At 38.1% G+C, this 17847-nt stretch carries 21 protein-coding genes and 1 other annotated feature; of the genes, 15 read left to right on the forward strand and 6 right to left on the reverse strand.

Annotated features, from left to right (window positions below; all coding sequences use genetic code 11):
* Positions 1-7 precede the first annotated feature (7 nt).
* The 3 genes from ACWNMY_RS12280 to ACWNMY_RS12290 all read left to right on the forward strand — a co-directional run bounded on the left by ACWNMY_RS12280 (position 8) and on the right by ACWNMY_RS12290 (position 1445).
* Positions 8-691 carry a response regulator transcription factor gene (locus ACWNMY_RS12280; RefSeq protein WP_449538562.1) on the forward strand — a complete coding sequence of 228 codons (684 nt, stop codon included), beginning with the start codon at positions 8-10 and terminating at the stop codon, positions 689-691.
* Between the two features lie 149 nt (positions 692-840).
* Positions 841-1254 (forward strand): DUF6220 domain-containing protein, encoded by a 414-nt coding sequence (locus tag ACWNMY_RS12285; protein WP_449538563.1) that lies wholly within the window; start codon positions 841-843, stop codon positions 1252-1254.
* Entirely contained in the window at positions 1251-1445 is a 195-nt protein-coding gene (locus ACWNMY_RS12290; protein WP_449538564.1) for a DUF5957 family protein, read from the forward strand. Before ACWNMY_RS12285 ends, ACWNMY_RS12290 begins: the two co-directional genes overlap by 4 nt.
* Before the next feature lie 21 nt (positions 1446-1466).
* On the opposite strand, the gene liaG is transcribed toward ACWNMY_RS12290, so the two are convergent.
* Together liaG and ACWNMY_RS12300 are read right to left on the reverse strand one after the other, a co-directional pair.
* Positions 1467-2318: a LiaG family protein gene (liaG, locus tag ACWNMY_RS12295; protein ID WP_449538565.1), complete on the reverse strand. Its 852-nt coding sequence runs from the start codon at positions 2316-2318 to the stop codon at positions 1467-1469.
* A gap of 188 nt (positions 2319-2506) precedes the next feature.
* Positions 2507-2824: a winged helix-turn-helix transcriptional regulator gene (locus ACWNMY_RS12300; RefSeq protein ID WP_449538566.1), complete on the reverse strand. Its 318-nt coding sequence runs from the start codon at positions 2822-2824 to the stop codon at positions 2507-2509.
* Positions 2825-2962: 138 nt separating this feature from the next.
* Between ACWNMY_RS12300 and ACWNMY_RS12305 the strand changes: the two genes are divergently transcribed.
* The 3 genes from ACWNMY_RS12305 (at position 2963) to tyrS (ending at position 6414) form a co-directional block, all read left to right on the forward strand.
* Positions 2963-3817, forward strand: coding sequence for a VOC family protein (locus ACWNMY_RS12305; protein ID WP_449538567.1), 855 nt, complete (start codon positions 2963-2965; stop codon positions 3815-3817).
* 418 nt (positions 3818-4235) lie between these two features.
* The gene (locus ACWNMY_RS12310) at positions 4236-4676 is read left to right on the forward strand and encodes a GreA/GreB family elongation factor (protein ID WP_449538568.1); all 441 of its coding nucleotides are present in this window, start codon (positions 4236-4238) and stop codon (positions 4674-4676) included.
* Between the two features lie 101 nt (positions 4677-4777).
* Positions 4778-5000: a binding site (T-box leader), on the forward strand.
* A 169-nt stretch (positions 5001-5169) separates the two neighbouring features.
* Positions 5170-6414, forward strand: coding sequence for a tyrosine--tRNA ligase (tyrS, locus tag ACWNMY_RS12315; RefSeq protein ID WP_449538569.1), 1245 nt, complete (start codon positions 5170-5172; stop codon positions 6412-6414).
* A 34-nt stretch (positions 6415-6448) separates the two neighbouring features.
* Here the strand turns inward: tyrS and ACWNMY_RS12320 are convergent, their stop codons facing one another.
* Entirely contained in the window at positions 6449-7291 is an 843-nt protein-coding gene (locus ACWNMY_RS12320; protein WP_449538570.1) for a CAP domain-containing protein, read from the reverse strand.
* Between the two features lie 180 nt (positions 7292-7471).
* Positions 7472-7987, reverse strand: coding sequence for a DUF3231 family protein (locus ACWNMY_RS12325; RefSeq protein WP_449538571.1), 516 nt, complete (start codon positions 7985-7987; stop codon positions 7472-7474).
* Between the two features lie 163 nt (positions 7988-8150).
* Between ACWNMY_RS12325 and kynB the strand changes: the two genes are divergently transcribed.
* A complete protein-coding gene (gene kynB / locus ACWNMY_RS12330) occupies positions 8151-8771 on the forward strand; it encodes an arylformamidase (protein WP_449538572.1) in 621 nt (206 codons plus the stop codon).
* Positions 8772-8810: 39 nt separating this feature from the next.
* Here kynB and ACWNMY_RS12335 read toward each other — a convergent pair whose 3' ends face one another.
* The gene (locus tag ACWNMY_RS12335; RefSeq protein WP_449538573.1) at positions 8811-8960 is read right to left on the reverse strand and encodes a hypothetical protein; all 150 of its coding nucleotides are present in this window, start codon (positions 8958-8960) and stop codon (positions 8811-8813) included.
* A gap of 323 nt (positions 8961-9283) precedes the next feature.
* Here ACWNMY_RS12335 and nagE point away from each other — a divergent pair, with 323 nt between their 5' ends.
* The 5 genes from nagE (at position 9284) to ACWNMY_RS12360 (ending at position 14483) form a co-directional block, all read left to right on the forward strand.
* Positions 9284-10726 carry an N-acetylglucosamine-specific PTS transporter subunit IIBC gene (nagE, locus tag ACWNMY_RS12340; RefSeq protein WP_449538574.1) on the forward strand — a complete coding sequence of 481 codons (1443 nt, stop codon included), beginning with the start codon at positions 9284-9286 and terminating at the stop codon, positions 10724-10726.
* A 169-nt stretch (positions 10727-10895) separates the two neighbouring features.
* The gene (nagA, locus tag ACWNMY_RS12345; RefSeq protein ID WP_449538575.1) at positions 10896-12065 is read left to right on the forward strand and encodes an N-acetylglucosamine-6-phosphate deacetylase; all 1170 of its coding nucleotides are present in this window, start codon (positions 10896-10898) and stop codon (positions 12063-12065) included.
* 4 nt (positions 12066-12069) lie between these two features.
* Positions 12070-12864 (forward strand): glucosamine-6-phosphate deaminase, encoded by a 795-nt coding sequence (nagB, locus tag ACWNMY_RS12350; RefSeq protein ID WP_449538576.1) that lies wholly within the window; start codon positions 12070-12072, stop codon positions 12862-12864.
* Entirely contained in the window at positions 12821-13546 is a 726-nt protein-coding gene (locus ACWNMY_RS12355) for a GntR family transcriptional regulator (RefSeq protein WP_449538577.1), read from the forward strand. The genes nagB and ACWNMY_RS12355 overlap by 44 nt, the downstream gene beginning before the upstream one ends.
* 19 nt (positions 13547-13565) lie before the next feature.
* Positions 13566-14483, forward strand: coding sequence for a DUF7916 family protein (locus ACWNMY_RS12360; protein WP_449538578.1), 918 nt, complete (start codon positions 13566-13568; stop codon positions 14481-14483).
* Between the two features lie 40 nt (positions 14484-14523).
* On the opposite strand, the gene ACWNMY_RS12365 is transcribed toward ACWNMY_RS12360, so the two are convergent.
* Complete coding sequence (locus tag ACWNMY_RS12365; RefSeq protein ID WP_449538579.1) at positions 14524-14979, reverse strand: VanZ family protein; 456 nt, start codon at positions 14977-14979, stop codon at positions 14524-14526.
* 253 nt (positions 14980-15232) lie between these two features.
* On the opposite strand from ACWNMY_RS12365, the gene ACWNMY_RS12370 reads away from it, so the two are divergent.
* From ACWNMY_RS12370 to ACWNMY_RS12380, 3 genes are all read left to right on the forward strand, one after another.
* Entirely contained in the window at positions 15233-15637 is a 405-nt protein-coding gene (locus ACWNMY_RS12370; RefSeq protein ID WP_449538580.1) for a rhodanese-like domain-containing protein, read from the forward strand.
* 110 nt (positions 15638-15747) lie between these two features.
* Entirely contained in the window at positions 15748-16149 is a 402-nt protein-coding gene (locus tag ACWNMY_RS12375) for a MerR family transcriptional regulator (RefSeq protein ID WP_449538635.1), read from the forward strand.
* A 279-nt stretch (positions 16150-16428) separates the two neighbouring features.
* The gene (locus ACWNMY_RS12380; protein WP_449538581.1) at positions 16429-17745 is read left to right on the forward strand and encodes a hemolysin family protein; all 1317 of its coding nucleotides are present in this window, start codon (positions 16429-16431) and stop codon (positions 17743-17745) included.
* Positions 17746-17847: the final 102 nt, after the last annotated feature.

Here is a 17847-nt window from a genome sequence, read left to right on the forward strand (position 1 = left end):
TGGAAACATGAAGCAAATCTTAATTGTTGAGGATGAAACGAGCATTGCAGAGTTAGAAAGGGATTATCTAGAGGTGAATGGTTTTGTGGTGGAAATATCCAATGATGGTAAACAGGGACTTCAAAAGGCACTTCATGAAAGCTATGATTTGCTGATACTAGATGTCATGTTACCTGGGATAGATGGATTTGAAATTTGTAGGGAGATTCGAAAAGAGAAGGAAATACCCATTTTAATGGTCACTGCTAAGGTAGAAGAAATTGATAAGATCCGAGGACTAGGAATTGGTGCAGATGATTACATCGTAAAGCCGTTCAGTCCAAGTGAATTAGTTGCACGGGTTAAGGCACATCTTGCTCGATATGAACGATTAAAGCGAGTCGTAAATACAGATGAGATTGAAATCAGAGGACTCCACATCGATAAGGAATCGAGAAGAGTTACTGTTAATGGAGAAGAACGAACTTTTACGGCAAAGGAATTTGATTTACTTGCTTTTCTAGCTACTCATCCTAACAAAGTGTTCAGCAAGGATCATCTTTTCGAAAGAATATGGGGGTTAGATTCAATAGGTGATATCGCGACCATTACGGTCCATATTCGCAAGATCCGTGAAAAGATTGAGTCTGACCCATCAAACCCAGAATATATTGAAACGGTGTGGGGAGCGGGATACCGCTTTAAACCTTAATAAATGACGTAGGATTCGTAAGTAGACGAATTCCTACGTTTTTTTGTTTGTCGATATTAGAGTCATTTAATAATTATTTAAGAATTTACTAAGAGTGTGTTTAGAAAATACTTGTATCTTAAAAGAGTAGAAAAAAGGAGGAGAAAGAAATGAATCAACTAACACAATCAAGTAGGGTTAGGATTGGCAGGGGTGCGTATCTTTTATTTTCTGTCATCTTTGCCGCTTTACTTATTATACAGGTGCTTTTAGCGGGAATGGCTGTCTTTGTAGGAGCTGAGAATTGGCTGCGTCATTCAACTCTCGTTCATCTATTTGGGTTTAATCTACCACTATTCATGTTACTTACAGCCTTTATTGGAAAAATGCCAAGGTGGGCCTACTGGAACGTTCTTGGATTACTTGTTTTGATTGTTGGGATGTACTTTACGGCGAATTTTATAACAGTGGCACCATGGGTGGGAGCGATACATCCGGTACTAGCAATGGTTTTGTTTGTTTTTTCCGTCGGTATGGTTAGCAACACATGGAAATTTGTTAGGAAAAGGGGATTGGAATCATGAGAATGTTTATTGCAGTTATTGTAGGAATTATCGGTGGTTTTGTTTTGGGGATTGCACTATCAAGCTTTATTGGAATCGTTGGAATAACATTATTTGATAAACCTATCGGAATTAAATATTTGTCTTACTATTGTTCGCTCATTTGTGCAATACTTGTACCAATTCTTGACAATAAAAGTAGAAAAAAATAAGAAAAGCGCAATGCGCTTTTCTCATTGAATGCTAGCTTTTCCGCTATTCACTTTGATGTTTACTTCATGCGTGCCAGCACCATGCTTTCCTCGGACTTCTTTTTTGTCTCTCACAGAGTCATCAAGGGATAAATCACTAGAAATATATCCACTGTTTACTTTACCATTTAATGTGAAATCAGCATCGTTCGGGACATCGAGATCAAGTAGTCCAGAATTCACTCTAACATCAATAGTGTCTGTTAAGTCTTCGATAGTTGCTTTTAAACGACCAGAGTTAATTTCAGCATCTAGTTTTCCAGTATATTTCTCTAATGTAACGTTTCCGGAACGCACTTCTATTTCTCCACTTTCAGCTGTGATGTTCTCAAGTTTAGAATTTCCAGAAGCTACATCTTGGTCCAACTTGTTAACGACTATTTCTTGAAGGTGTACATTCCCAGAATGAACCTCTACAGTAAGCTCGTTTAGCTCCATTTTCGAACCAGCGAATTCTATATGGCCAGACCCAAGCCGAAGCGACATATCGCGGTTATAATCCTCAGGGATATATACTGTAAGCTTAGAGTTATTAAAGAATGGTAACCAACTCCAGTTGAAGAAACCTCGCTCATATGTGACCTCTACGGTATCACCACTTTTTGAAACATGAACTTCACCTTTGCCTTTAAGTTCAGCCTTGATATCATCGCGATCTTCGGGTATTACAGTTGTACTAATTGACGAGATATCAACTTCAATCTCTTCAATTTTTTCCGTAATCGGTAAGGAGTCACCGGAATTTCCAAACGGTAACCAAGGAATACGATAGAGATTCGTCCAGATCAAATATAGCCCAACAAGTATCAAAAATATCACCAATATTTTTTTCACTGTAAAAACCTGCCTTTATCATTTATTCTACCTTAATCGTAAAGGAAGAAAGGGAGATATGTAATGCACTACCGATATATATTCAAATAGGACCTGAGGCGTAATCAATTGGTGTATTTTGCTCCCGATTTATTTGATTCAAAAATAAAGCAGATTGTTAAACGTACACAATCTGCTTTCCCGTGATGTTATGATTCTATCTTTACCCAGTCCTGTGACCATTTTTGGATTTCATCCATAAGAGGCTTTAAAGCCAATCCTTTTTGGGTTAAGGAATATTCAATCCGTACAGGGGTTTCTGGGTACACATGTCTTTTGATAATTCCCTGATTTTCTAAGTCTTTAAGTCTATCCGAAAGAACTCTTCCACTTATACCAATAGAAGATTCAAGTGTACAAAAACGTTGTGGACCTGAAAGAAGCTGATAAATAACAAGACCTGTCCAGCGTTGGCCTAATAAATTCATAGCTTTTTCAAACTTTGGACAAATTACATTTGTATCCATTATTCCATCACCTCTACGATATATATTATAGCGCATTGTGAGAAATAATAAACTTACTTGACATAATTTAATTACAAAAATATAATTACTTACATAAAGTAAGTGAATTTAAGATAAAAATAGGAGGCTGGGAAGAATATGAAATATCAACGCCCACCATATACATTTGTTGGCCAGGTAGACCTAAAGGTATCGGACTTACAACGTTCACTCGCGTTTTATCAACATATAATCGGGTTTCAAATTTTAGAGCAATCTGAGAAAAAGGCACTTTTAACAGCGGATGGAAAGACGGCATTGTTAGCGCTCGAACAACCAGACGGTATCAAACCAAAAGAACCACGCCGCACAGGCTTATACCATTTTGCACTACTTTTGCCTACTCGTGCTGATTTAGGGAAAGTATTGTATCATTTGGTTCAGAATAATGTTCAGATTGGAGCATCCGATCATGATGTTAGTGAGGCGCTCTATTTAGATGATCCTGATGGAAATGGTATTGAGATTTATGCCGATCGTCCAGACGATACATGGAAATGGGTTGATGGACAAGTGGTAATGGTAACGGAGCCCTTAGACGGCCAGGGTGTCCTTGCTGCAGCAAACGGAGAGAAATGGACTGGACTTCCATCTGACACCGTAATGGGACATATTCACATGCATGTATCAGACCTAAGTAAGACAGAAGAATACTATACAAAAGGTCTCGGATTTGACGTAGTCACCCGTTATGGAGGTATGGCATTGTTTATCTCAACAGGCGGTTATCATCATCATATTGGACTTAACACATGGAATGGAGTCGGTGCTCCATCGCCGTCCGAAAATAGTGCTGGAATAAAGTGGTTCACACTTGTGTTGCCAGATGAAAAGGCGTTACAGCAAACAGTTGAAAACTTAAAGACTATTGGTGCATATATTGGAGAAGAAGAAGGAGAAGTGGTCACAAAGGATCCTTCGAATAATAAAATTAGACTTGTCATTGCAGCATAACGGATAAGTAAATCGGTCAAGGGCATTTGCCTGGTGTGTATCAATCGAAATCAGTAGCTACTACAGGGGTAGCTACTATTTCCTATGGGAAAAATTGAAGTGGGATATTACGAGATACCTAGTTTAATTGGAAAATATATGCTATGATTGGGAATGAATGGTAGACCTTTCTTTGTAGGGAAGGTCTATCTTTTTATATGTAACATTGTTCAACTTCTTCTTAGACCTCAATATAGGTATAGAGGAAAATAGACTGAACAATGTGATGGCCTCAGGAAGTCTGTATTTTTAATAATAAGAGCTCCAAATCTAAACAAAACTAAACTGAGGTTACTAGAAAATGAGGGAAGGGGAAATTAAATCATGGTAGAAATGAAGTTTTGCACGGTGTTTGATCCTAGTAAGGAGGTTATCTATTATGAACCATAATCTTGAGGCGTTTTTTGTAGAGCAGCGAGGATATCTTGAACAAAATTATCAGGAACTAAATAAACTTTATTTAACCTCAACACCGCAAAAGGAAATCGTAAAAGATTTTTTTCGGTTATATATAGGTCATCTAGAAAACTTTGTAAAGGATATTCAAAAAAATGTAGATCAAGTACCAATCCCTAAGGTATTCATAGGTACAAAGGTTACTGTGATATTTGATGGGGAAGATGATACAGAAGATTATTATATTTGCTTACCAAAACAATCTGATCCTGATGCTGGGTGTATTTCATTTTTATCGCCTGTCGGAAGACAATTGCTGTTACGAGAAATTGGTGATGAAATTCTACTATCCACACCTGCAGGAGGAGTGCCTGTTACGATTCAAAACATATCGTTTGCAGGGAATCTGATTTTACAGCAATAAAAATTAGAAGCGCTTACATTTTTGGGGTGGTTGAAAATAAAAGAAATTTCCACTTGTTTAATAGCAGACAATCCGCTAGAATATCCTTTATATAATTGGATAGTAAAGTGTAGATAGGAATAAGTAGCTATATATCTCCCTGGAACAGAGAGTCGGTGGTTGGTGGAAACCGGTGCAAAGATATAGGTGAATTACCTCCTTGAGCTTTCTTTGTGAACCTCTCTTTTTGGATAAGTAGCAGAGAACGGACGAACCGTTATTCGACTTGAGCGGAAGATAGATATCTTCAACAAGGGTGGTACCGCGTGCAACCACGTCCCTTTTTTAGGGGCGTGGTTTTTTGTGTTTACTTTTATTTTATGGTGGCTGTCTAGCTGACAAAGCCGGGCAAGAAATTAGAAGAAATGTCTATGAGGAAGTGTTCTCACGGACACAACCTTGTCAAAACCTAGAAAAATGTCCTTAATGCACAAAATGAACAGGAGGAGAAATAATGGAAAACTTTATTGAGAAATTAACTGCCGAACAAAAACTAGAGCTAGAGAGACAATTTGCAATCTACACAAATGGTGTTCAAGAGGTAGTTCCTGCACATGAACTAAAGAATAAAATTGCCAAATCGATTGTCACGAATACACCACTTAAGGTGAAATTGGGTCTTGACCCATCCGCACCAGATGTTCACTTAGGACACACGGTTGTCCTTAATAAGTTGAAACAATTCCAGGAAAATGGGCATGTGGTTCAACTCCTAATTGGTGATTTCACGGGGAAAATCGGGGATCCAACTGGAAAGTCAGTTGCCCGTAAGCAACTAACAGATGAAGAAGTGAAACATAATGCAGAAACCTATTTTGAACAATTTGGTAAGGTCCTTGACATGGAGAAGATCGAGCTCCACTACAATTCAAAATGGCTTTCTTCCTTGAATTTTGAGGACATTATTAACCTTGCAGCAAGTATAACTGTAGCTCGTTTACTAGAAAGAAATGACTTCTCTGATCGATTAGCGACAGGAAAACCCATTTCACTCCATGAATTTTTCTACCCGCTCATGCAGGGGTATGACTCTGTCGTGCTAGAAAGCGATATTGAACTAGGTGGAAACGACCAGCATTTTAATGTCTTAATGGGTAGACACCTACAAGAGCATTTTGAAAAAGAGAAGCAGGTTGTCATTCTTCTTCCACTTCTAGAAGGACTAGATGGGGTAGAAAAAATGTCCAAGTCAAAAGGAAATTATATTGGAGTGGACGAGGCTCCAAATGATATGTATGGAAAAACAATGTCGATACAAGATGAGATGATGGCTAAATATTTTGATTTAGTCACAGATTTGTCTCTTGAAGAAAAAACTGAAATAAAAACACAACTAGAAAATGAAACCTTACACCCACGTGATGCCAAAATGCTACTTGGACGTACAATTGTCAGAATGTATCATGGTGAAGATGCCGCACATCAGGCAGAGGAACATTTTAAGACAGTTTTCCAAAAAGGTGTCATGCCAACGGATATTCCAGAGGTAACATGGTCTGGCGAAAATACGGTATCCATCATAGATTTATTAGTTGAATTGGATTTACAGAAATCAAAAGGGGAAGCTAGAAAAATGATCCAAAATGGCGGTGTTAAGCTAAATGGTGACAAGGTGGATGATATCCAATTACAGGTTGAAATAGAGAACGATTTAATTGTTCAAGTGGGTAAACGGAAATTTGCAAAAATCAAAAAGTAACTAGAAACCGGGACTAAATTAGTCCCGGTTATTTTTATTTTCCAATAAACATTTGTGTCCAATAGTTACCGTTCTTTTGGTGACCTACCCCGATATGTGTGAAATTTGGATTTAGGATGTTTTTACGGTGTCCTTCACTATTCATCCAAGAATTAACAACTGATTGTGCGGACGACTGTCCCTTAGCGATATTTTCACCAGCTGTTTTATACGATACTCCAAAATCCCTCATCATATCAAAGGGAGACCCATGTGTAGGACTTGTATGGGAAAAGTAATTGTTTTGTTGCATATCGTTTGACTTAGTTCGTGCGACATTGCTTAGTGATGTATCAGCTTGAAGTGCAGGTAGACCGTTCTTCTTACGCTCAGCGTTTGTAAGGTCAATTACCTGTCTTTCAATTTGGCTAATTCCTGCCGTACTACCTTGATTTGTAGGTGCAGCAGGAGCTGGAGCTGGTTTCTGTGCTTCCGGCTGGCGCTGTTGTTCTCTAGGTGCAGTTTGCTCCTGAGGATAGTTTGGCGTTGGTGCAGGAACAGGTGCTGTAGCATTATTTGGTGCTCCAGCAAATTGTTGATCCCCACCTGGGTTTCCATTCGTGCTACCTGGTTGACGTACTACAATCTTCTTATTGATAAAACGAAAATATTTTCGTTCCCCTTGATTATGTTGAACACTTGTTGTATGGGGATATTTATCACTAGAAGTGGTTGTTCGGTATGGATGATCTTCTTTTGTGATATAGCCGTCATTTACGTTTTGGACATTAGCTGTACGGTTTTGATCTGCTGCGTTATCATCATTATTATTACATGCTGATAACAAAAGCATAGCAGATCCAAGTATAGCCATTCCTGTTTTTGTAAACCTCTGCAATGAAAATTCCTCCTTTGCTAATTAGCGATTTACCTTTCTATTTTGTGATTTTTTGAATGAGATATAGGTGGTAATAAAAGAGAGAGGGCAATGTAAGCCGGAATACGTGCGGTGGGTAATACTACCACAAAAATAAAGAGCAGATTCGGTTAGGAATCTGCTCACGTTTGCCATGTACTACTAACAATTATCTGCTTTATTAATGTGAAGAGGAGGAGGTACAAGCCACCCTTTTTCTTTATTAATACGCAGAATTCTTGCGCCAAATTGTGCCTTTTTCATATGGAATTGGCCAAACATTGCTGCGATGTCTTCTCGAATGGATTGACCAATGATTGTACTGCACCCAACTAAACCTGCAGCAATATCAGCTGAAACTTTTGCTGCAATTTCAGGGTCCATAAAGCGAGCCCCTGGAGGTATATTCTCGAGACAAGCGCTAGGACGCTCGGGAGGTGCCGGTGGTAAGCCAACCCCATTCTCTTTTAACAATGTTTCAACCTCTTCAATCTCAAGCTTTATCCCATTTTCAATGATGTCTTCTAAAAGTTTCTTTAAATCATCGTCACCTGTGTGATTAAGTAATGTTTGATAGGCAGAAACCATTCCTTTTGCCGTTAATAGGTGTGTCCAAACAGCAAAGACTTCACCATAGTGCATCGGTTCTTCTTTTGGATTTCCACTTAAGATTCCCATCATAAACCTCCTCAATGGTTGTATTCTCAACACATCACCTTCTTTTTAAGAAGACACTACTAGAATTCGTCATGGGAGGTCGTTTTATGTTAAGAAGAAAATGACAGATTTTTATTTCTGTGTCGTATACTTAAAATAAGGACAAAGAAAGGGAGGTGATACTATGAAGATTATCGATATTTCTCAACCATTAAGTGAAATGACGCAAGAATGGCCAGGAGATACACCCTTTGATTATGTTATTAACTGGCCGAAGGAGGAATCCAACTCTGTAAATGTTGGGAAAATCACGACAAGTGTACACATCGGGACACATATTGATGCCCCTTTCCACTTTGACAATGAAGGGAATATGGTGCATGAACTGGACCTGGAGGTGTATGTTGGAAAAGCAAGGGTTATAGAAATTGTTGGCAAGAAGGAAATAGGTATAGAAGAGTTTAAAGACGTGGATCTAACAGGGATAAATCGCTTGTTGATTCGTACAAACTCATGGCAAAACAGATGTGAATTTCCAAGCTCGATTACAAGCCTACATCCAGAAATTGCTCCTTATTTAGCTGAAAAGGGCATAGAATTGGTAGGAGTTGACAACCCCTCAGTTGATCAGCTTTCTAGTAAAGAATTACCAGCACATCATAGTTTAAGCGAGCATGGTATTTTTATCCTTGAAGGACTTGTGCTAGAACATGTTCCATTAGGGGATTTTGAATTAATTGCTCTGCCACTACCTATTGTAGGTGGAGATGGAAGTCCTGTAAGAGCCGTTTTAAGAGAATATTAAAAAACCATTGCTGCGCAATGGATTTTTTTGGAAGTTATATTAAATTGCAATAGGTACAATCTCATTCTCATTAACGAGCTCTACGTTGAATAGGAATTCCATTTGTTTGATTTCATACATTCCATTTTCGTAAGCGTATAAAACTTCATATAAATCATTTTTATATACAACTTTATCACCTTGTTTCATGGAAAACCTCCTAATCAATGGTTTACTGTAAGTGTAATATATATTAATTCAATCTTCTATACACCTTTAGTTTTATTATCATAGATAAAAATAACGATTTAATAGAGAAACTCGAAGGTTTTTTGATTTCTACGATTATACAATAAAGTGGTATAGACAACTACACAAGACGGTGTTAAAATAGGTTTCTGTAATAATCCTACCTATCCTTTGGTTACACTAGTATGTAAGCGTTAAACTAACTGATATTATTTCTTTCTTTTTTTAATAGCTTTGATACCAAAGACATAGAAGGAAATACAATTATAGGAGGAATTATCATCATGATGAAGTATCTTCAAAACCTTGGTCGCTCCTTGATGTTACCGGTTGCTGTGTTACCAGCAGCGGCGATTCTGATGGGTATTGGTTATTGGATAGACCCTGCAGGTTGGGGTGGAGGAAGTCCAATTGCTGCTTTCTTAATTAAAGCCGGTGGCTCAATTATTGACAATATGTCTTTTCTTTTTGCAGTAGGTGTTGCATTAGGAATGGCAAAAGACAGGGACGGTTCAGCCGCACTTAGTGGTTTAGTCGCGTTTTTAACTGTAACAACTGTGTTATCAAGTGGATCAGTAGCGATGCTTTTAGGGATTGATCCGGCAGAAGTAAATGCCGCATTTGGAAAAATTGAGAATCAGTTTATTGGGATTTTATCTGGTATTGTAGCCTCAATTATGTATAATCGTTTCAGTCATGTACAATTGCCAGATGCACTGGCTTTCTTTAGTGGAAAACGACTTGTTCCCATTATGACGTCTGTTGCGATGTTACTAGTATCACTAGTATTGTTATTTGTATGGCCTGTTATTTATTCAGGATTAGTTTCCTTTGGTAAAGCAATTCTTGATTTAGGTGCTGTTGGTGCTGGTCTATACGGATTCTTTAATAGACTATTAATTCCAACTGGTCTTCACCACGCATTAAACTCTGTATTCTGGTTCGATGTTGCTGGAATTAATGATATAAATAATTTCTTAGCTGGTGAAGGTGAAAAAGGGATTACTGGTAGATATCAAGCTGGCTTCTTCCCAGTAATGATGTTTGGTTTACCAGCTGCAGCACTTGCTATGTACCACACAGCTAAAACAACAAGAAAGAAACAAGCTGCGTCCTTACTAATGGCAGCAGGATTTGCATCATTTTTTACAGGTGTTACTGAACCGCTTGAATTTGCATTCATGTTCTTGGCACCAGCATTATACGTTGTCCATGCAGCATTAGCAGGTATTTCCCTATTTATTGCGGCTACCTTCCAATGGACGGCAGGATTTGCATTTAGTGCAGGGTTTGTAGACTTTTTCTTAAGTCTGCGAAATCCTATAGCAAACCAGCCATGGATGCTGTTAGTACAAGGTCTTGTAGTTGGTGTAATTTATTACCTGTTATTCCGTTTCCTAATTGTTAAATTCAACCTTAAGACTCCTGGTCGTGAGGATGACGATGCTGTAGAAACAACTACACAGGAAGGCGGTTCTTCTAAGTTTGCTGCTATGGCTGCGCAAATTTATGAAGGCTTAGGTGGAGACGAAAACGTTACTTCAGTAGATAACTGTGTGACACGTCTTCGTTTAGAAGTAAAAGATATGGATAAAGTGGATCAGAAGAAAATTAAAGCTACGGGGGTTCCTGGAATTAATGTTGTTGGTAAAAACAGCATTCAAGTTATTGTGGGAACAAATGTACAATTTGTGGCTGATGAGGTTCATAAAATTCGTAAGAAGTAAAAAACATAAAGAAGGGACTATCCGCGGATGGTCTCTTTTTTCATTGGGATCTTACAATAATTCATATTAAAATGGGAACATTAAGTAGATAATACCGGAGATTTAAGTGGTATAGACAACTAGCTTAGGTTATAATGAATAGAGATACATTACATAAAGGAGTCCTATTATGTTTATTACAAATCTTACTATATTTGCAGAAGATGGAATGATTGAAAACGGATATATAGAGATCGCTGGCGATAAAATTAAAGCTGTTGGGAAGATGGAGGATTTTAAGGGAAGTGACAGTGACGATAACATCGCGCTTGATCAGTCCCTCTCACTTTTACCTGGCATGATTGACCTTCATATTCATGGTGCCGATGGTTCTGATGTTATGGACGCTACTTCAGACGCATTGCAAACGATGGCAATAGCTTTACCCAAAGAAGGTACAACTAGCTTTCTTGCAACAACAATGACAAAGTCAAAAGAGGATATTGAAGATGCGCTAGGTGCGATTGCGGCTTTTATTCCAAATCAAGGCCCTGGACAAGCTGAAATAATAGGCGCTCACTTAGAAGGACCATTTTTGTCTCCAAAGAGAGCGGGAGCACAACATCCAGATAATATCATTAATCCGAATGTAGAGTTGTTTCAAAAATGGCAAGACTTAACAGGAAATCAAATTAGATTAGTGACATTGGCGCCAGAGGAAGATGGTGGGTTAGAGTTAACTGCTCATCTGAAAAGCACTGGTGTAGTAGCTTCAATTGGACACTCTGATGCAGTGTATGAAGAAGTAGTAGCTTCAATTGAGGCTGGGGTCACACATGCAACCCATTTGTTTAACGGTATGCGTGGAATTCATCATAGAGATCCTGGTGTAGCAGGTGCAGTCCTTTTACATGATGAAGTGAAGTGTGAAATGATTGTAGATGGTATCCATGTAGCGCCAAAGATGGTGAAGTTTGCATACAAAAACAAAGGAAGCGAAGGCGTCATTCTTGTTACGGATGCTATGCGAGCAAAATGTCTTGGTGCTGGTTTATACGACCTTGGGGGTCAAGAGGTTATTGTAAACGAAGAAAGAGCGGTACTAAAAGATGGAACGTTAGCAGGAAGTATTTTGAAATTAAATGATGCAGTGCAAAATATGATGAAATTCACTGATTGTACACTTCAAGACATAATTGAAATGACTGCAATCAACCCAGCAAAGCAAATTAATATATTTGACCGAAAAGGAAGCATTAAAGTTGGCAAAGATGCTGATTTAGTAATTGTGAATGACAAACTAGAGGTAGTGATGACATTTTGTCGTGGGAAACTAGCTTATTCAAACACGGAGGGGTAAAGACATGAAGGTAATAACGGTTAAAAACTATGATGAGATGAGTCAAATGGCAGCAGCTATGATCTCTCACCAAGTTCAGCAAAAACCAGACTCAGTTCTAGGTCTTGCGACAGGAGGGACAGTGGTTGGAACATATAAGGAATTGATAGAGGACTACCGCAAAAACAACACTTCATACGAAAAAATCCATACTGTCAATTTGGACGAGTATCTAGGAATAGATGCCAGTCATCCGAATAGTTATCATCATTTCATGATGGAGAATCTTTTTTCTCATATTAACATTGAAAAGGATAATATCCATATTCCTAATGGATTGGCAAAGGACTATGAGGAAGTTTCCAAGGAATTTGAAAGCACAATCGCTGATCTAGGTGGCGTTGATCTTCAGTTGCTAGGAATTGGGGTAAATGGCCACATTGGGTTTAATGAACCGGGGACACCATTCCATTCTGTAACTCATGTCGTTGAACTAGAGGAGTCCACGCGCCTAGCAAATAAGCGCTTTTTCAATAGCCTTGAAGAGGTTCCTACACATGCAATTACCATGGGGATTCAGACAATCATGAATAGCAAAAAAGTTCTTTTGCTAGTTTCGGGAAAAACAAAAGCAGAAATCCTTGCAAAAGTGTTGAATGAAGAAAAAACTGAAGATATTCCGGCAACTGTATTAAAGAGCCATCCAGACGTAACCATTATTGCAGACGAGGAGGCACTTTCTTTGTTGGATGAAGAGAAAAAGAGGAGCTTTGACCTTGATAAAAAAGAGTTCACCAGTACCTATTTATTTTCAACTTGAACAGACGATAAGAGAGCAAATAGAAAAAAACGAGCTTAAGCCCGGTGATATGATTCCGTCTGAAAGAGAGTTTGCCCAGAAGTATCAAATTAGTAGGATGACGGTACGTCAAGCCATTAATAATCTTGTGAATGACGGTTTTTTGTTAAGAGAACGAGGAAAAGGCACGTTTGTTGCGATGAAAAAGTTTGAGAAAAGTGTGAAGGGGTTAACGAGCTTCTCTGAAGATATGCGATCAAGAGGGCTTGAACCTGGTACAGAAGTACTCGACTTTACAATCATTGAAGCCGACCCTTTAACTGCATCAAAGTTAAGAGTAGAAGAAGGGGCAAAGGTATACCAGATAAACAGGCTGCGACTTGCAGATCAACGGCCGATTGCCTTTGAGGAAACGTACATTTCAGTAGACCTGGTACCTGGTCTAAAAAGGGAAGTGGCTGAGCATTCCATTTATCAATATGTGGAGGTAGAAATAGGTCTACATATTGAATCAGGGATTCAGGAACTTGAAGCAACTGTGGCACGAAAGTTAGAAGCATCGGCCTTAGGCATTAAGGCTGGTGACCCTGTACTCTTTATTCAGCAAATTACATATATCGAGAACAATACACCATTGGAATTTGTAAAATCCTATTACCGAGCCGACCGGTATAAATATAAAGTTGAAATGGCTCGGATATAATAAATGCCTGGAGGTCATCATGAAACGCTTATTAGATTGTACAGCTTCAGATTTTAAAAAAATGAACGGACAGGATTTAAAGCAATCAATCAAGGCTTCGGAAGGTAGAGTCATTTTATCAGAGGTAATTGGTTCATTCCAGCCTATGTATCCAAGTGTAACAAACGCAGAAATGGCATCGGCCTTTGGTGCAGATTTACTAATCTTTAACTATTTTGATGTTTTTTCTCCGTTTGTTGAGGGATATCAACCAGCAGAGGGAGAATCTATTGTCGAAAAGCTAAAAGAGCTTACAGGCAGACCGATTGGGTTGAATCTAGAGCCTGTCGACCCTAATGCACAACAGCTTGAAACACTGAACCAGCTCCCAAAGGGACGATTGGCTACAGAGGAATCGTTACGGGAAGCTAAAAAATTAGGGTTTGATTTTGTATGCTTAACGGGAAATCCGAAAACTGGGGTAACCAATGAAGAAATCGTTGTTGCCATTAAGAAAGCACGTGAGGTCTTTGGAAACGAGGGCCTTATCATAGCAGGTAAAATGCACGGTGCGGGTGTTGCGAACGAATCTGGAAGCGGAATTATTACCGAGGCCGCACTAGAAAGTTTTGTTGGAGCAGGTGCAGACGTTATTTTGATGCCCTCACCAGGAACAGTACCAGGAATTACGCTAGAAACAACAGAAAAGCATGTGCGGTTTGTCCATTCAAAAGGAGCGTTAGTTATGCTAACAATCGGTACTAGCCAAGAGGGTGCAGATGAAGCGACGATACGCCAGATTGCATTAACAAATAAAATGGCAGGTGCTGATATTTGCCATATCGGTGATGCGGGCTATCATGGCATTGCAATTCCCGAAAATATTATGGCATATTCAATCGCAATTCGGGGGAAACGCCATACCTACATAAGAATGGCTTCATCAGTAGCGAGATAAAAAAGAAGATGAGATCACATAACCGTAAAGGTATTGGATCTCATCTCTTTTTTTTCCTTTTTTTATTGGACCGTTTATTTATTCTTGCTTTGTACAGGATGAACCCAATAATCGCACCAATTGTGTTAAGAATAATATCATCGACATCAAAGCTTCCTAATTTGCTAAAGAGTTGAAGGACTTCAAGTGAAAAAATGCCGAGGACAAATCCAATAATAAATAAAAAGAAATTCGATAGTTTTGGGAAAAGCACGGGAAGCACAATCCCAAATGGTATAAAAACACCTACATTACCAGCAATGTTGATTAGCCAAATGAATATAGGAAAATGGTCGTAATATGTAAAATAATTCTTGATTGTAGAAAAAGGGGTAATGTTATACCGAAATTCCTCACTTTTTGTACGGGAAAATGCAAAAAACATCCAATATAAAAGGAACAGTAAATAGACAACAAATACTATTCCAGCAAAAAATCGTTTCGAAGCCTGTCCCAATTTAGTAATTTCTCCAATCCTATTTAAATGCGCCTAGACTCCCTGTATTTAGAAACCTGAAGCGAGTTTCCACCCATGACTTATCATCTTTAATAAGGGTTACATCCCTCTTTTACACGCAAGAACAAATACGTAATATGTATACTCTATCGCAAAAAGGCATGAATGTCACACCGTTGGGTAACATCCCTCGATTTTATGTAGAGGTATGCTTTATAATAGGTGTAATACTGAAGTAGAAGGATGTCGAAAAATGGATATAATTACAATCTTACAAATCGGATTGGGGATACTTTTAGTAATTATGATAATTGATTCCTTTAGACCTGTAAAAAATCTAGAGCATTTATCGGAATCTGAGTTTAAGGAACGAATGAAGAAACCAGACAATGTTGTGCTAGTGGATGTACGTAATCCGTATGAATTTCAAACAAAGCACATAAAAGGAGCCATAAATTTTCCTTTATCTCAAATCAGACGAAAGAAAGTTGATATTCCAACTGATAAAGATGTCATTTTATATTGTCAAACAGGAGTAAGAAGCAAGCAAGCTGCAAAAGTTCTTAGAAGAAGAAATAAGGAATTGCCAATTGCCCATCTACAGGGCGGTCTTTTTAGCATAAAAACAACCGATATCCAACCAAAGAAACAGAAATAAGGATGAACCATACAGAAAAACCGTAACGTTTGACTGTATGGTTTTTTAAACATATAATAAGAGAGTAGAAGTTTAATAGAAGGGGTGAAGTCGTTGGGAAGTTATACCGTATAGGAGAATTAGCAAAGGAAACAAATGTATCAAAGCGTACCATTGATTACTATACGAAACTAGGTATCTTAACTCCTGAACGCTCAGACTCTAACTATCGGTTCTATGGTGAGGAAGCAGTTGAAACTCTTCATCTCGTTTCTCAATACAAGGAGTTAAATTTTCCCTTAATGGAAATTAAGGAAAAGGTCGAGTTATTTAAAACAAATCGTGTAGAACAAGATAAGGTTATGAAATATACACAAGCTCTTTCCAAGAGAATGGAGTATTTAGAAACCGAATTAAAGGAAATAAAGCCAATGCTTGCATCTCTTCCAGAAGAACAACAAAAATCTGTTATGAGCAAAATGTCTTCACAAAGCATGGCACTTGCTAAATTAATCATGATTATGTTTCCGTAAATTAAAAAGAGTCCTGGCGTATCTGGGCCTAAATTGTCTAGAGCTAAAAGTGGTGGCCTTTGCCGAGACTTTCAATTTTAAAAATAGGATTGCATATGTAAAACGAAAATATTCACACAATTGTGAAACTTAAAGAATAAAACATCATTGTCATAAATACGTTGTATAAATAACATTTCTTTAAGGAAATGGAAAAAACTAACTTACCTGTTTAGGAGGTGGAATCCTTACTCGTTTCGTACGATGTAAGGAAACTATTTGGAGATATTTAATTTGGTCATGGTTGCAATTTTGATTGCGTTAACTGCCTTTTTTGTGGCGTCTGAGTTTGCGATTGTAAAGATTAGAAGTACTCGTATTGACCAGCTCGTACAAGAAGGGAATAAAAGCGCACTTGCTGCTAAGACTGTCGTCTCAAACCTGGATGAATATCTATCTGCCTGCCAGTTAGGTATTACAGTAACTGCTCTTGGGCTTGGTTTTCTTGGAGAATCTACCTTTGAGAGTTTACTACATCCATTATTCGGTATGTTGAATATACCAGCTTCATTTTCAACTGGATTATCTATAACGTTAGCATTTCTCATCATTACTTTTTTACATGTGGTGGTTGGGGAACTCGCACCAAAAACAATTGCCATTCAAAAGGCAGAAAGAATTACATTGTTTTTTGCCAGACCATTAATCTTTTTCTATAGATTAATGTATCCGTTCATTTGGCTATTAAATGGTTCGGCGCGCTTATTGACTGGAATGTTCGGTTTTAAGCGAATTTCAGAACACGATATTGCCCATACGGAAGAAGAATTGCGCCTAATTTTATCCGAAAGCTATAAAAGTGGTGAAATCAACCAATCTGAATATAAGTATGTGAATAAAATCTTTGAATTTGACGATCGTGTTGCAAAAGAAATAATGGTTCCACGTACAGAAATCATCGCTCTTGATAAGGAAAAGTCAGTCCAAGAAATTTTAGAAACAATGACGAGTGAAAAATACACACGTTACCCAGTTGTTGATGGGGATAAGGACCATATTATTGGATTGATCAACCTAAAAGAAGTGCTTACTGATTATGTAACAGGAACTGGTACAAATGAAAAGTCACTCGAAGATTATACAAGAACTATTATCCATGTGATTGAATCAATCCCAATTCAAGATCTATTAGCAAAAATGCAACGAGAACGTGTTCACATGGCGATTTTAATAGATGAGTATGGCGGAACATCAGGGTTGGTTACCGTTGAAGATATCCTTGAAGAAATTGTTGGTGAAATCCGAGATGAATTTGATATCGACGAAAAGCCGGCAATTCAAAAGATAAACGAAACAACAACTATTGTTGATGGAAAAGTACTAATTGGCGAAGTAAATGATATATTTGGATTACAGATTGACGATACGGATGTTGATACTATAAGTGGTTGGATTCTAACTGAACAACTTGATGTCCATCCGGGTGACAAAATTCCTTATGGAAACTATGAATTTAGGATCCTCGAAATGGATGGTCACCATATTAAATCACTCGAAATCCAAAAGATGATTCAACAAGAACATGTATATACACTGGGCCAAAGTGCAGTGCATTAAAATAAATAAGAGTATAAACCTTGACGGTGTGCGTTGCGTCAAGGTTTTTTGTGATTATTGGTGAGTTGGATACCCTTTTAGATATTGTCAAAAATTGACGAA

It is taken from the genome of Ferdinandcohnia sp. Marseille-Q9671, assembly GCF_976954385.1.

Bases quoted from the DNA above. Each gene is read 5' to 3' on its own strand.
- ACWNMY_RS12280 (WP_449538562.1), top strand. From the start codon at position 8: ATGAAGCAAATCTTAATTGTTGAGGATGAAACGAGCATTGCAGAGTTA.
- ACWNMY_RS12285 (WP_449538563.1), top strand. From the start codon at position 841: ATGAATCAACTAACACAATCAAGTAGGGTTAGGATTGGCAGGGGTGCG.
- ACWNMY_RS12290 (WP_449538564.1), top strand. From the start codon at position 1,251: ATGAGAATGTTTATTGCAGTTATTGTAGGAATTATCGGTGGTTTTGTT.
- ACWNMY_RS12300 (WP_449538566.1), bottom strand. From the start codon at position 2,824: ATGGATACAAATGTAATTTGTCCAAAGTTTGAAAAAGCTATGAATTTA.
- ACWNMY_RS12305 (WP_449538567.1), top strand. From the start codon at position 2,963: ATGAAATATCAACGCCCACCATATACATTTGTTGGCCAGGTAGACCTA.
- ACWNMY_RS12310 (WP_449538568.1), top strand. From the start codon at position 4,236: ATGAACCATAATCTTGAGGCGTTTTTTGTAGAGCAGCGAGGATATCTT.
- tyrS (WP_449538569.1), top strand. From the start codon at position 5,170: ATGGAAAACTTTATTGAGAAATTAACTGCCGAACAAAAACTAGAGCTA.
- ACWNMY_RS12325 (WP_449538571.1), bottom strand. From the start codon at position 7,987: ATGGGAATCTTAAGTGGAAATCCAAAAGAAGAACCGATGCACTATGGT.
- kynB (WP_449538572.1), top strand. From the start codon at position 8,151: ATGAAGATTATCGATATTTCTCAACCATTAAGTGAAATGACGCAAGAA.
- ACWNMY_RS12335 (WP_449538573.1), bottom strand. From the start codon at position 8,960: ATGAAACAAGGTGATAAAGTTGTATATAAAAATGATTTATATGAAGTT.
- nagE (WP_449538574.1), top strand. From the start codon at position 9,284: ATGATGAAGTATCTTCAAAACCTTGGTCGCTCCTTGATGTTACCGGTT.
- nagA (WP_449538575.1), top strand. From the start codon at position 10,896: ATGTTTATTACAAATCTTACTATATTTGCAGAAGATGGAATGATTGAA.
- nagB (WP_449538576.1), top strand. From the start codon at position 12,070: ATGAAGGTAATAACGGTTAAAAACTATGATGAGATGAGTCAAATGGCA.
- ACWNMY_RS12360 (WP_449538578.1), top strand. From the start codon at position 13,566: ATGAAACGCTTATTAGATTGTACAGCTTCAGATTTTAAAAAAATGAAC.
- ACWNMY_RS12370 (WP_449538580.1), top strand. From the start codon at position 15,233: ATGGATATAATTACAATCTTACAAATCGGATTGGGGATACTTTTAGTA.
- ACWNMY_RS12380 (WP_449538581.1), top strand. From the start codon at position 16,429: ATGGTTGCAATTTTGATTGCGTTAACTGCCTTTTTTGTGGCGTCTGAG.